Genomic DNA, 13,131 nt, shown 5'->3' with positions numbered 1-13,131 from the left:
CTCACGTGGCCCCGGCACCTCCTGGTGGCCGTACCATAACGATCTTCAAGGCAACCGCCAGACCGCGACCTGACCGCCCTCCTGCTGACAGGCGAGGTGTTCGCCGGTGCGGCGGCAGGCGCCCGGCTGAACGCCCGGCTGGCGTGCGCGGATCTGCCCGGTTCTCATGTCGACCAGGCTGACGGTGCCCCGGCCAGGGCGCAGCAGCAGGTCACCGGCGGGCAGGCCGAGGCCGAGATTCGCCTGAGCCGTCCCGGTCTCCGTGTCGATCCGCACCACGTGGCCCTCCCGGGTGCGGACGAGCCCGTCCTCGCCGCCGATCCAGTCGTGGTTGTCCCAGGCGATGGTGCCGGTCTCCGGGTCGATCGCGAAGAGGCCGGCACCGCCGGAGACGCAGATCCGGGTGCCGCACGCCACCGCGTCCGAGGGCAGCGGCAGGGTCATGGTCCAGAGCGGGCGGCCCGGCAGCCGGATGCCGGTCAGGTTGATCCGGCCGAGCAGGTAGGCGGATTCGCCGACGGCGCCGACGATCGACACCGGGCTGCCCCAGACCTTGTCACGGGCGGTACGGCCGATCAGTTTCCCGCTGCTGAGCGTGAGCGTGGCGAACTCGGACCACGTCAGGACGAGCAGCCGGTCGTCCGGCGCGACGGCCGCTCCCACGAAAGTCTCGGACGGCCGCTGCCAGGCGACCCGCTTCGCCGCCGGGTCGTAGAGGGTGAGCCGCCGGGTCGGCTGGTGCCAGAGCAGGACCCGGTCACCGACCGGCGCGGCGGTCGTGAAGGTGCCCGGCTCGACCAGGTCCGCACCGGTCCGCGAGTCGAGGACCACCGCCTTCTGCGAACTGTCCCGAGTGGCCAGGACCAGCGCCGACCCGGCCTCGGTGAGCACCGGCACCTCGGCCCACCACTCGACGTCGCGCTGCCAGAGGGCCTTGCCGGTCGCCAGCGACCAGGCGATCACGTCGAACCGGCCGGTCGTCCGGGAGTGCGTGCTGTACAGCGTGTCAGCGGTCAGCAGCCACGGTCCGGACGCGGTCGCGGTCGCGGCGACCTGCCGCAGCTCCCCGATCCGCGGCACCGGCGCGGCTCCGGTGAGGATCAGCGCCAGCGCCATGGCCAGCAGCGCACCCGGCCACGAGTGCGATCGGGGCGCCGGAACGGGCGGTGGGGCGACCCGGTCGAGATCGATCATCACGACAGCATTCAACCCCACCGCCCTGAACGGTTCCTAGGGCGCGATCCGATGGAGGTCGCGGGGGAACGCGGTGGTCTCCCGCACGTTCGCCACCCCGGTCAGCCGCGCCACGAACCGTTCCAGGCCGATCGCCCAGCCACCGTGCGGCGGCATGCCGTACCGGAAACCGTCGAGATATCCGGCGTACGGCTCGAGCGGCTGCCCGTGCCGCTGCAGGGCCGCCACGTAGTCCTCGTATCGGTGCAGTCGCTGCCCGCCGGTGACGATCTCGAGCCCGCGGAACAGCAGGTCGAAGCCGTTGGACCAGGTCGGGTCGGCCGGGTCCGGATGCGTGTAGAACGGCCGCTTGCGCATCGGATAGCCGGTCACGAAGAGGAACTCCGACCCGTGCTCCCTCAGCGCCCACTCCCCCAGCGCCCGTTCGTGGGCCGGGGCCAGGTCGGGCTCGTCCTCCGGCGCGCCCGCGATCCGCAGCGCCTCACTGAAGTGCACCGCCGGAATCTCGCTTCTTACGGCGTCTTCCAGAATGCCGATCTCGCCGAGCATCCCTTTGAGCGTCAGCGTCAGCGCGGCCATCACGTCCCGGTGGTCGGTGATGAAACCCATCTCCGCGTCCAGCGACGTGTACTGCGCCAGGTGCCGGGCGGTGTCACTGGGCTCGGCCCGGAACACCGGCCCCACCTCGAAGACCCGCTCGAAGACGCCGACCATCAGCTGCTTGTAGAACTGCGGCGACTGCGCCAGGTAGCCGGGCCGCCCGAAATAGTCGAGCTTGAAAACATTCGCCCCCGACTCGGTCGCCGACTCGACGATCTTCGGCGTGTGGATCTCGACGAACCGCTGCGCCTCCAGCGCCGCCCGGAAACCCTTCGCCGCGGCCGCCGCGATCCGCAGGTTCGCGACGCGGCTCGGATGCCGCAGGGCCAGAGCCGCGTGGTCCAGCTGGGCGGGAAGGCCGGCGTTCAGCGTGGGTCGATGCAGTTCAAATGGCAGCTGTACGGCCACCCGGCTCAGTTCCTTGACGACCGGTGCGGTCAGCTCGACCCCGCGGGGCGCCTGCTCGTTCGCGGTGACCAGCGCGGTCACCTCGACGACGCTCTCCTCGGTCAGCTGTTCCAGCTGCTCGCGGGTCGCGGGGTCGGTGACGACGACCTGGCTGAGCCCGGCGGCGTCCCGGACGATCAGGAAGGCGACCGACTTGAGCAGCCGGCGTCGATGGATCCAGCCGGCGATCGTGACGGTTTCGTCGACGTGCCCGGCCAGTTCGGTGGAGAGGATGCGTTGCACGGCGGGTTACCTCCTCGGGATGCTGCAACGCGGCCCCAGGGAGGTGCGGGCGAGCGGGATCCTCGCGGTACCACCGCACCTTCGCGCCCGTTCGTCACGGGCGCCTCTTTGTCGTGCTGCGGCTCCGGGTTGTCTTCACGCTCCGGCGCGCGGGCCACCCTTCACAGCTGCCGGGTGGCTCTCTCGGCCGGCGGATCGAAGCGTTACTCGGTCCCATCATCGCCGTGCCGGGAACGCTAACAGTCACCGATGCGGCATTCTCCTGAATTACGGGTGACGGCACTCACAGGAATGGTCACGTGAGCCTCGTCGCCCCTGCGGTGTGCCCGGCCCCGGCGGGCGTATCTTCGGGTTGTGACTATTGCTCCCGAGGGCCGCCGCATGCTGCGCATCGAAGCGCGCAACGCCGAGACTCCCATCGAGCGGAAGCCGCCGTGGATCAAGGTCAAGGCCAAGATGGGCCCTGAGTACACCGAGATGCGCGGCCTCGTGCAGAAGGAAGGCCTGCACACGGTCTGCCAGGAGGCCGGGTGCCCCAACATCTACGAGTGCTGGGAAGACCGCGAGGCCACCTTCCTCATCGGCGGTGACCAGTGCACCCGCCGCTGCGACTTCTGCCAGATCGACACCGGCAAGCCGGCCGAGTTCGACGCCGACGAGCCCCGCCGCGTCGGCGAGTCCGTCGCCACCATGGGCCTGCGCTACGCCACCGTCACCGGCGTCGCCCGTGACGACCTGCCCGACGGCGGCGCCTGGCTCTACGCCGAGACGGTCCGCCAGATCCACAAACTCCAGCCCGGCTGCGGAGTCGAGCTGCTGATCCCCGACTTCAACGCCGACCCGGCCCAGCTGGCCGAGGTGTTCGGCTCCCGCCCCGAGGTGCTCGCCCACAACCTGGAGACGGTTCCGCGCATCTTCAAGCGCATCCGGCCCGGATTCCGCTACGAGCGCTCCCTCGACGTGATCACCCAGGCCCGCGCCGCCGGCCTCGTCACCAAGAGCAACCTGATCCTCGGCATGGGCGAGGATCGCGCCGAGGTGACCGACGCCCTCCGCGACCTGCACGCGGCCGGTTGCGAGCTGATCACCATTACGCAGTATCTTCGCCCGACTCCGCGGCACCACCCGGTCGAGCGCTGGGTCAAGCCGGAGGAGTTCGTCGAGCTCCGCGAGGAGGCCGAGCAGATCGGCTTCTCAGGCGTGATGAGCGGCCCGCTGGTCCGTTCGTCCTACCGCGCCGGCCGTCTCTACCGTCAGGCGCTCGAAGCCCGCGGCTGACTCCCGCGGCCTGGCCCTCCGTGGCCTGGCCTCCGCGGCCTGGCCTCCGCGGCCTGGCCTCCGCGCTTTGGCTCCCCGCGGCCTGGCCTCCGCGCCTTGGCTCCCCGCGGCCGCGGTTGCGACGACGCCGCCCGCGCGCACCGGCCCTGCTGCGGCCGCGGTCGCGACCGTGATGCAGCGAGCCCCGCACCGAATCGGTGCGGGGCTCTCTCACTGCGGGACGATCATTTCTTCTTCTTGCCGGCCTTCTTGCCCTTGCTGGACTTGTCGGGCTTCTTGGAATCCCTGTCGGAAGCCCACTTGGCCTCGGCAACCTCAGGGATCAGAACAGGCGAGAGCAACTTGAGGAAGATCATGGCGAGCGGCGCCAGCCAGGCCCACCACGGCAGTAGTGAGTCCGGCCCGAACAGCATGCCCACCACGTCGTAACTCACCTCGACTGCGGTATCCATCATCTGCCTCCGGGGGACGAAGCTCAGGCTGAACTCGGCGGTCTTCCTGGCTTTGATTCGGCCCCCAATATCGGACCCCCACACCCCGCCATTAGCGTTTCCGGCCCGGGCACCTGACCCGGCCACCTGCGTGGTGACCTACGGTTTGAATCGCCCCGGACGTCACCGCGCAAGGGCCACGCCATCGCAGCGTGGTGACCTACGCCCCGCACGAGGCCAGACATCACCACGCAACACAGCAACCCCTGCGGCGTGGTGACCTACGCCCAGGACCAGACCAGACATCACCACGCAACACAACAACCCCTGCGGCGCGGTGACCTACGCCCAGGACCAGACCAGACATCACCACGCGAGACGGCAACCCTGCGGCGTGGTGACCTGCGGCTTGGATCGGATCGGGCATCGGCGGGCGGGCTGTGTCAGGTGTTGAGGAGGCCCAGGCGGTGGGCTACGGCGGCGGCCTCGACCCGGTTGGTCACCTCCAGCTTGGCGATGATCCGGGAAACGTGGACGCTCGCGGTCTTCGGGGAGATGAACAGGGCTTGAGCGATGCGACTGTTGCTCTGACCCTCGGCGACCAGGCGGAGCACCTCACGTTCGCGGGCCGTCAGCAGCTCGGTGAGTGCGGCCGGGACCGTGGCACTCCTGACGCCCAGCCTGCGGGCCAGGACCTCGGCCGCCTCCGCCAGCGGGCGGGCTCTGAGTGCGGCCGCGATCGCGCCGGCCTCGGTGAGTGCGGCGGTTGCGGCCGGGCGGTCGGCGGCGATCGTCTCGGCGAGGCCCAGCAACGCGCACCCCAGCTGGTAGGGCTGTCCGTCGACCCGCCAGTGGTCGACCGCCGAGCGCCAGCGCTCAGCGCCGCCATCGAGGAGGGCGGCTACCTGTGCGGCATAGGCCTGGTCCGCGGGATGGCGCCGCGGCAGGCGGTCAGCGAGTTCGCGGATCGTCTCCGCCAGCCCCACAGCGCCGACTTCCCCGGGCCGACGCACGACGGTCACCTCTCCAGCCCCACGCACCGCGGCGTCTTCTCCGGACCGGCCCACGACGGTCGCCTCTCCGGCCCCACGCACCGCGGCGTCTTCTCCGGACCGGCCCACCACGGCGGCCTCTCCCTGCCGACCGACCGCAGCAACACCTTCAGCCCGACCCCCTGCGGCGACTTCTCCAGACCGACCCACCGCACCGTCGCTTGAGGCGGACCGACCCACCGCACCGCCGTCAGAGCCGGACCGGCCCACCGCACCGGTGCCCGAGGCGGACGGCTCTGCAGGGCCGGGATGGGCCGAGGCGGAAGGGCGGGAGGGCGAAGACCAGCCAGGACGAATCAGGGTGCGGGACGCAGCGGCCAGGATCGGCCAGCTGTAGCGCGGACGTTCCAGGATCCCGTGGTCCCGCACGGCGGCCTCGGCGGCGGCAAGGGCCGCGGGACCGTCACCGGCGGTCAGGGCGGCGACGATGCGCAACTCCAGCAGGGAGAGGCGGCTCTCGTGGGTGAGGAACGGCTTGGCCAGGAAGGCGACGGCCTGCTTGACCAGGGCCGCGGCCCCGTCGTCGTGGCCTCGGGCCAGGCGGATGCGGGCTCGGAGGCGTAGCCAGGGCAGGGCCAGGGTTCCGGGTGGGTCCTGGCGGGCGGCCTGGGCCAGCAGAGCGTCCGCCTCGTCCCAGCGGCCCAGGGCCATCAGGGCCTCGGCGTGGTTGGCCAGCAGGTAGACGCCGGTGGTGCGGCTGACGCCGACGCGGTCGGCGTGTGGGACGCCCTCGGCGGCGGCCTCGGCGGAGTCGGCGTAGGCGCCCAGCTCGTACAGCGAGTCGGAGAGGTTGACCAGGGCGCCGGCCAGGTTGGGAATGTCACCGGAAGCGCGGGCGCGGTCGACGGAGCGGCGCATGGCGGGCACGCTCTCGGCGGCGGGGAGGCGGCCACTGCACACCTTGCCGTAGGTGACCTCGACCGCGACCTGGGCCGCCTCGTCGCCGAGCTGGGCCGCGGCGGCCAGGACGGACTGGGCGATCCGGTCGGCCTCGTCGGGGTCGGTGGCGGCCAGCACGTAGACGACGTCGGCGACGAGTTTCAGCGACTCGCTGTCACCGGGTGCCGTGGACAGCAGGCGGTGTGCCTCGCGGGCCTCGGCGGCGCCGTCGCTCTTGCCCGCGTTGCGCAGCAGTTTGGCGCGGCGGACGAGCAGGCGGGCTGCCCGCAGCGGCTCGGCCTCGAAGTCGAGGTCGGCGAGGGTGGCGCGGGTGAGGGTCATGGCCCGCTGATGCTCGCCGGAGTCGATGGCGGCCAGCGCCGCCTCCTCGAGCAGGTCGAGGTGGCCGACGCCGAGCAGGGCGGCCGGGTCGGGCACCTGCTCCCACAGCTCGAGCATGCGGTCGAGGAGGCGGGCGCGTTCGGCGAAGGCGTAGCGGCGGCCGGCGGCGTCGGCGGCCGCGTGGGCGGCGACGAGGGCGCGGGCGTGGTCGCGGGCGGAGAACCAGTGGTGGGCGATCTCGGCGGGGGCGCGGTCGGCGTCGACGAGATGCGGCTCGGACTCGATGGCCTGCGCGTAGCGGGCGTGCAGGCGGGAGCGCTCGCCGGGCAGCAGGTCGTCGTGGACGGCCTCGCGGACCAGGGCGTGCCGGAACTCGTAGTCGCCGTCCGGGTCGATCACGACGAGCTGGGCGGCGACGGCGGCGCGGAGCCCGGACTCCAGGGTGGTCTCGTCGACGCCGGCGACCCGGGCGAGCAGCTCGTGGCCGAACCGGATGCCGCCGACCGCGGCCACCCGCAGCACCCGCTGGGCGGTGTCGGGCAGCTGGTCGGCGCGGGAGAGCAGCAGGTCGCGCAGGGTCTCGGGGATGTCGCCGCAGCGGGGGTCGGCGGAGGCGGCGAACTGTTCGATGAAGAACGGGATGCCCTGGGCACGCCGGCTGATCGCGTCGACGGTCGGCGGGTCGGGCTCGGTGCCGAGGAGGTGGCCGAGCAGCTCGGCGGTGGCGTCGCGGTCGAGCCGGTCGAGGTCGTGGCGCTGGACGCCGCGGACCCGTTCGAGCTCGGCCAGGAACGGCCGCAGCGGGTGGCCGCGGTGCAGCTCGTCGGTGCGGTAGGTGGCGATCAGCAGCAGGCCGGGCACGCGTGCCGAGCGGACCAGGAAGGCGATCAGGTCGCGGGTGGACCGGTCGGCCCAGTGCAGGTCCTCCACCACGAGGACGACGGGACGCTCCGCGGCGAGCCGGGCGAAGAGCGACCCGACCAGCTCGAACAGGTGGCCCCGGCGGGTCTCGCCGAGGTCGGGTGGCAGGCCCAGCTCGGGCAGCAGCCGGGCGAACTCGGCCTCACGCCCGCCGAAGACCTCACGGCCCTCACGCCGGGACAGCTCGCGCAGCGCGGCCGCGAACGGTGCGAAGGGCAGGCCCTCCTCGCCGAGCTCGAGGCACTGGCCGAGGAGGACCCGCGCGTCGGCGGACCGGCAGAACTCCTCGACGAGGCGGGTCTTGCCGACCCCGGCCTCACCGCCGACGAGGAGTGCGGCCGGCTCGTCGCCGCGTGCCCGTTTGAGCGCGTCGTGCAGCGTGGCCAGGTCGGGCGCGCGCCCGACCAGGACCGCACTGTGCGCGCTCACCGTCATGAGGTCGAGCATGCCACGCGCGTACGACATGATTTTCTGTCGATTTCAGGATGCGAGAGACCGGCGCCGGGTGACCCATCGCACCCGCCAGCGTCGGCGGCGTGGTGGCCGTTCGGCCTCGTCCTGATGGACGGCCCGGTGGTTCTCGGCGTCCTGAAGCATGTGGTCGATACGGAAACGGGCGAGCTGGAAGTGGGTGCCGGGGTCGCTGAAAGGAATCATGGGGAAGACTCTTCGCCCGAAGGCGGCCCGGCCACATGGGGCTGCCGCCTCATCCGTCACGGCCGCCCCACCTTACGCGCGCGGCTGAGGGGCACCAGGACGCCGTAAGGTACCTGAGTCCCACTACACTTCGCGGCATGGCAAAACCCCAGGAGAAGGTGTCGTTCGGCGTACGCCTGAAGCAGATCGGCCAGGTGTTCGCGTTCACCGCCAAGCAGGACAAGTGGTTCGTCCCGCTGGTGATCGGCGCGATCGCGATCCCGCTCGCGATCACCGTGACGATCGTGCTCCTGACGGGCGCCTGGCCGTGGATCCCGGTCGGCATCCTGTTCACGCTGCTGGCCGTGCTCATCGTGCTCAACCTGCGCTCGAACACGGCGATGATGAACGTGGCGGAGGGCCAGCCCGGCGCCGCCGCGTCGCTGATGGAGAACATGCGCGGTGACTGGCGGGTCCGCCCGGCCGCGAGCTCCACCACGCAGTTCGACATGGTGCACGTGGTGATCGGCAAGCCCGGCGTGATCCTGCTCGGCGAGGGCGACCCGCAGCGGGTGCGCGGCCTGCTCAGCCAGGAGAAGAAGCGCCTGGTCAAGGTGATCGGCAATGCCCCGATCTACGATTACGTGATCGGCACCGAGGAGGGCCAGCTGTCGGTGCGCAAGCTGCGCTCGACGATGCTGCGCCTGCCCAAGAACCTGACCGGCAAGGACGTCAACTCGCTCGACAAGCGTCTCGGCGCGCTGATGTCGCGGCCGCAGATGCCGAAGGGCGCGATCCCCAAGAGCATGCGGCCGAGCAAGGGCGCGTTCCGCCAGCAGCGCCCCCGCTGATCAAAACCCTTCCTGGGGTACGGGGTAAGCAGCCGGCAAAATCAAATGTCTCCATGATCGGCCCGGGGCGCTAGCCTCGGGTCTACGCCGCTTTCCGGTGGTCCACGCCGGACAGTGACGCAGACTCGCACCCTGGGCTCGAAGGAGTTCCGCTCGTGGTCAGCACCCTGGCGGTTCCCGGCACCTTCCCGACTCTGCGCGACGCCCTCGAGGTGGCACCCGACGGCGCCGTCGTCGAGGTGGCTCCCGGCACCTATCGGGAACGCGTCGACCTGGCCCGCCGCCGTCTCACGCTGCGCGCCTCCGGCGAGCCGGGTTCGGCGATCGTGGACGCGTCCGGCCTGGACGGCCCGGCCCTGTCGGTGACCTCCGGCGACGTGGAGGTGGACGGGCTGGCGTGGACGTCCGACGAGTATCCGGCCGTGGTGATCAGCGGCGGGCGGGTGCGGTTGCGCCGCTGCGAGCTGTCCGCGGGTTACGGCGCGGCCCTGCAGGCCGAGGGCGGGGCGCTGGTGGAGGCCGTCGAGGTCCGCGTCGTCACGGGCCAGCACGGTTTCGTCTTCTCCGACGCGGGCGGCACGGTGGAGTCGTGCGAGATCCGCGGGGTCTCCGACGACGGGGTGATCGTGCGGCTGGGCGCCGACCCGGTGATCCGCGGTACGAAGGTCAGCGACTGCGGCTACCGCGGCATCTACGTCTACCAGTCCGGACGCCCGGTGATCGAGCGCTGTGACGTCTCCGGCACGGGTGACGCGGGCATCGTGGTGGCCTACGCGAGCGCGCCGCGGATCGTCGACACGTGGGTGCACCAGACGTCCGGTTCGGGGATCGTGATCGGCTCGGGCTGCACGGCCGTGGTCGAGCAGTGCCGGGTCGAGGAGACCGCCGATCCGCCGGTACGAGTCGATCCCGGCGCCAAGGCGACGGTGACCCTGAGCGACGGTGGCGGTCTCCCCCAGGCCGGTGTGATGGCGGCCGGCGCCGCCCAGGACGCGGCCGAGGTCGAGCGTCTGCTCACCGAGCTCGACTCGATGATCGGCCTGGCCGGGGTGAAGAACGAGGTCCGGGCCTTGATAGACGAGATCCAGGTGAACGAGTGGCGGCGCGGCGCGGGCCTGTCGGTCGGCGCCGTGAGTCACCACCTGATCTTCACGGGCGCCCCGGGGACGGGTAAGACCACGGTCGCCCGCATCTACGGACAGTTGCTGAAGGCGCTGGGCGTGCTGCCGAACGGGCAGTTCCGTGAGGTGTCCCGGCGCGACCTGGTCGGGCAGTACATCGGACACACCGCGGAGAAGACGACCTCGGTCTTCGAGGAGGCGATGGGCGGGGTGCTGTTCATCGACGAGGCGTACACGCTGGCCCGGGCCGGTGGCGCGGCCGCCGACTTCGGCCAGGAGGCGATCGACACCCTGGTGAAGCTGATGGAGGACCACCGGGACCAGGTCGCCGTGATCGTCGCCGGGTACACCCGGGAGATGCTCGACTTCCTGGACGCCAACTCCGGTCTGGCCTCACGGTTCGCCAAGACCCTGGAGTTCGAGAACTACGGGCCCGACGAACTGGTGCGGATCGCCGACCGGATCGCGCGGCACGACGACTACGTCTTCGCCGACGGCCTGCCGGAGGCGCTGTGGGAGCACTTCGGGCAGCTGGAGCGCGACCGCAACTTCGGCAACGCCCGTGAGGCCCGCAAGCTGCTGGAGGGCATGCGCAAGGCGCAGTCCGGCCGGTTGCGCGCGATGGGGCGGATGCCCAGCCGTGACGACCTTCGGACACTGATGCTCGCCGATCTGCGGGTGGCGATTCGCTGATCTAGCGTCGACGTGACGGGGAGGTGGCCGGATGCACCGTGGTGACGGACGAACGTACGGCAACGCCACAGCGGCCGCTGCGCCACTGCGGCCGCCCGGCGCGCCGGTCCGGGGTGGCCCCGCTCCCCCGCCGCAGCCGCCGCCGAGGATGCCGGCGCAGCGTCCGGCTCAGGCTCCGCAGTTCCGGGCGCCCGAGGTCACGGTCCGGGCCGTACCGCGCAAGGGGCATCTCGGCCCGTTCAGCCTGGCGCAGATCCTGGCCGCCGAGGCGGCGCTGTTCGCCCTGGTCGCCGCGATCACGCGCTCGCCGGTGGCGCTGGTGGCCGCGATGGCCGGCTCGGCGGTGCTCCTGCTGGTCTTCTTCACCCGCCGGCAGCACCGCTGGTGGCTGGAGCATCGCCAGGTGGCCCGCGATCACCGCCGGCGCCGGGCGGCGCGTCTCGATCCCCGGTCCGGGCCGGTGCTGGCGGCGCTGCGCACCATCGCGCCAGGGCTGGTGATCGAGGACGTCAGCGCCGTCGACCGGGCGGGGGCCCCGGAGGACCCGGTCGGCGTGGCCCGGGACGAGGCCGGCTGGTTCGCGGTCGTCGCGCTCGATCCGGCGGCCGCGCCGCTTCCCCTGGAGACGCTGCTCGGCGTGCTCTCCGGCACGGGCCAGCCCGGCCTCGTGATGGAGCTGGTCACGCACACTGTTCCGGCGCCCAGCCCGGACGTGCCGGCCGCGTCGCCGTCCGGAGCCTCCTACCGCCAGCTCGTCGAGACGGTCAGCCCGGCCCCGGTCCCGGCGTATCGGGAATCGACGATCAGTGTGCGCATCGACGCGCAGGCGCTGGCCGAGGCGGTGCTCGACCACACCACCGACCCGGAGGACGCGGCCCGGCTCGTCGCCGGGCTGGCCCGGAAGGTGGCGACCGGCCTGCGACGGCTCGGGGTCACCGGCCGCCCGCTCGACTCGGAGCAGGTGACGGCGCTGCTGGCCCGCTCCTGCGACGTCGAGTCGTGGGCGCCGGCCGAGGGGCCGGGCGTGGACGAGGCGTGGACGCACTGGCGGTCGGCGCGGCTGATCCATCGGACGTACTGGCTGAAGACCTGGCCGGGGTCGGCGACCGAGATCGGGTCGCTGTTCGGGTGGGCGGCGACCGCACCGGCGGCGCAGACCAGTGTCGCGCTGGTGCTCGACGTGACCGGTGGCGACGAGGTGGCGATGCGGGCGTTCATCCGCCTGGCGACCCGGCCGGACGCCGACCTGCGGGCGCTCGACCGGGTGCTGCAGGAGGGTGTGCGCCGGGTCGGCGGCGAGTTGCAGCCGCTCGACGGGGAACACGGACCGGCGGCGTACGCGACCGCCCCCACCGGAGGTGGCGCGGGATGAGCGGGCCGTACCCCGACGACAACGCCGCCTACCGGCAGCAGCCGGTGCCCCGGCCGCGCGAGCCGGGGCAGGTGACTTCCGGACGTGCGGCCGTTCCGGTGCCCGCACCGGCCGATCCGTTCGCGCAGGGCCGGCCTCAGGCCGACCCGCTCGCTCAGGGTCAGCGCCCGGCCGATCCGTTCGCGCAGGGCCGGCGTCAGGCGGAGCCGCTGTCGCAGGGTCAGGCCGCGCCGGTGGTCACTTCGGCGCCGCTGGCCCGGCCGGGCACCTTTCTGCCGGATCAGCCGGGCGGACCGCCACCGGGACCCGGCGACGAGGAGCGGCCCCGCGACCGGACCGGTCCGTCCGGGCGGACCAGCAGGCTGCGGATCGGCTGGCACGCGGTCCCGCGGGCCGGGTTGCGCCGGATGACGGCCGGGCAGCCGGCGCCGGCCGGGCTCCTGATCGGCCGCGACCAGCAGCAGGCGCCGGTGCCGTTGCGGCTGTTCGCGCCCGAGCCGGTACGCGTGACGCTGGTCGGCGGGGTGTGGGCGGCTCAGCTGATGCTGTTCCGGGCGTTCGCGGCGGGTGCGCGGGTGGTCGTGGTGACGACCGAGCCGCACGCGTGGACCGGCTTCGGCGAGCGGGCCACCGGGCAGCAGCATCGGCTCACCGTGGTGGCGGCGGAGCCGGGCGGGCCGTATTCGGGGACCGCCCAGACGCCCCTGCTGACCGTTCACGACCTGGGGCTGTCCGGGCCGATGACGAGTCCGCCGCTCGGGCCGTGGCACAGCCAGCTGACCGTCCTGCGGCAGCTGGACCGGGCCGGGGTGCCGGCGCTGCAGGAGGCGTCGCTGGTGGTGATGCAACGGCTGGGCGGGGACGAGGCGACCCTGGCCGCGGCGGCGCTGAAACTGCGGCCGCACAGCGGGCAGCTCCTGCAGTCGATGAACGACGACATGATGGTGCTGATCGGGGACGGCGACGACCGTTACCTGTTCCTGAACCAGACCGGCATCGAGCAGCAGTACATCGGCCTGCCCCGCCGCTAGATCAACCCCCGGCTGTGCCGTACCGCTGTCTCAGCGGGCT

General features: G+C 72.3%; 10 protein-coding genes. 5 read left to right on the top strand and 5 right to left on the bottom strand.

What is annotated here, in order from left to right:
• Window positions 1-45 precede the first annotated feature (45 nt).
• Window positions 46-1,194, bottom strand: coding sequence for an outer membrane protein assembly factor BamB family protein (locus CLV67_RS09385; protein WP_146169034.1), 1,149 nt, complete (start codon window positions 1,192-1,194; stop codon window positions 46-48).
• A 36-nt stretch (window positions 1,195-1,230) separates the two neighbouring features.
• Complete coding sequence (aspS, locus tag CLV67_RS09380) at window positions 1,231-2,484, bottom strand: aspartate--tRNA(Asn) ligase (protein ID WP_106316779.1); 1,254 nt, start codon at window positions 2,482-2,484, stop codon at window positions 1,231-1,233.
• A 381-nt stretch (window positions 2,485-2,865) separates the two neighbouring features.
• Between aspS and lipA the strand changes: the two genes are divergently transcribed.
• Window positions 2,866-3,762: a lipoyl synthase gene (lipA, locus tag CLV67_RS09375; protein ID WP_106316778.1), complete on the top strand. Its 897-nt coding sequence runs from the start codon at window positions 2,866-2,868 to the stop codon at window positions 3,760-3,762.
• A gap of 224 nt (window positions 3,763-3,986) precedes the next feature.
• Here lipA and CLV67_RS09370 read toward each other — a convergent pair whose 3' ends face one another.
• The 3 genes from CLV67_RS09370 to CLV67_RS51770 form a co-directional block, all read right to left on the bottom strand.
• A complete protein-coding gene (locus tag CLV67_RS09370) occupies window positions 3,987-4,196 on the bottom strand; it encodes a hypothetical protein (protein ID WP_146169033.1) in 210 nt (69 codons plus the stop codon).
• Between the two features lie 440 nt (window positions 4,197-4,636).
• Window positions 4,637-7,852 carry a helix-turn-helix transcriptional regulator gene (locus CLV67_RS09365; RefSeq protein ID WP_239166266.1) on the bottom strand — a complete coding sequence of 1,072 codons (3,216 nt, stop codon included), beginning with the start codon at window positions 7,850-7,852 and terminating at the stop codon, window positions 4,637-4,639.
• A 15-nt stretch (window positions 7,853-7,867) separates the two neighbouring features.
• The gene (locus CLV67_RS51770; RefSeq protein ID WP_170153796.1) at window positions 7,868-8,044 is read right to left on the bottom strand and encodes a hypothetical protein; all 177 of its coding nucleotides are present in this window, start codon (window positions 8,042-8,044) and stop codon (window positions 7,868-7,870) included.
• Between the two features lie 137 nt (window positions 8,045-8,181).
• Between CLV67_RS51770 and CLV67_RS09360 the strand changes: the two genes are divergently transcribed.
• From CLV67_RS09360 to CLV67_RS09345, 4 genes are all read left to right on the top strand, one after another.
• A complete protein-coding gene (locus CLV67_RS09360) occupies window positions 8,182-8,874 on the top strand; it encodes a DUF4191 domain-containing protein (RefSeq protein ID WP_106316776.1) in 693 nt (230 codons plus the stop codon).
• A gap of 155 nt (window positions 8,875-9,029) precedes the next feature.
• Window positions 9,030-10,688, top strand: a complete 1,659-nt coding sequence (locus tag CLV67_RS09355) for a right-handed parallel beta-helix repeat-containing protein (protein WP_106316775.1) — start codon at window positions 9,030-9,032, stop codon at window positions 10,686-10,688.
• 31 nt (window positions 10,689-10,719) lie between these two features.
• On the top strand, window positions 10,720-12,060 hold the full coding sequence (locus CLV67_RS09350; protein WP_106316774.1) for a type VII secretion protein EccE: 1,341 nt from the start codon (window positions 10,720-10,722) through the stop codon (window positions 12,058-12,060).
• On the top strand, window positions 12,057-13,091 hold the full coding sequence (locus tag CLV67_RS09345; protein ID WP_203737052.1) for a hypothetical protein: 1,035 nt from the start codon (window positions 12,057-12,059) through the stop codon (window positions 13,089-13,091). The genes CLV67_RS09350 and CLV67_RS09345 overlap by 4 nt, the downstream gene beginning before the upstream one ends.
• The last annotated feature ends 40 nt before the right edge of the window (window positions 13,092-13,131 follow it).

Source organism: Actinoplanes italicus (assembly GCF_003001815.1).
GTDB lineage: Bacteria > Actinomycetota > Actinomycetes > Mycobacteriales > Micromonosporaceae > Actinoplanes > Actinoplanes italicus.
The sequence above is the reverse complement of the archived record's forward strand: the minus strand, read 5'-3'. Positions and strand labels throughout refer to the sequence as shown.

Coding starts and splice junctions, on each gene's coding strand:
- CLV67_RS09360 (WP_106316776.1), top strand. CDS start 8,182: ATGGCAAAACCCCAGGAGAAGGTGTCGTTCGGCGTACGCCTGAAGCAG.
- lipA (WP_106316778.1), top strand. CDS start 2,866: ATGCTGCGCATCGAAGCGCGCAACGCCGAGACTCCCATCGAGCGGAAG.
- CLV67_RS09385 (WP_146169034.1), bottom strand. CDS start 1,194: ATGATCGATCTCGACCGGGTCGCCCCACCGCCCGTTCCGGCGCCCCGA.
- CLV67_RS51770 (WP_170153796.1), bottom strand. CDS start 8,044: ATGATTCCTTTCAGCGACCCCGGCACCCACTTCCAGCTCGCCCGTTTC.
- CLV67_RS09345 (WP_203737052.1), top strand. CDS start 12,057: ATGAGCGGGCCGTACCCCGACGACAACGCCGCCTACCGGCAGCAGCCG.
- CLV67_RS09350 (WP_106316774.1), top strand. CDS start 10,720: ATGCACCGTGGTGACGGACGAACGTACGGCAACGCCACAGCGGCCGCT.
- CLV67_RS09365 (WP_239166266.1), bottom strand. CDS start 7,852: ATGTCGTACGCGCGTGGCATGCTCGACCTCATGACGGTGAGCGCGCAC.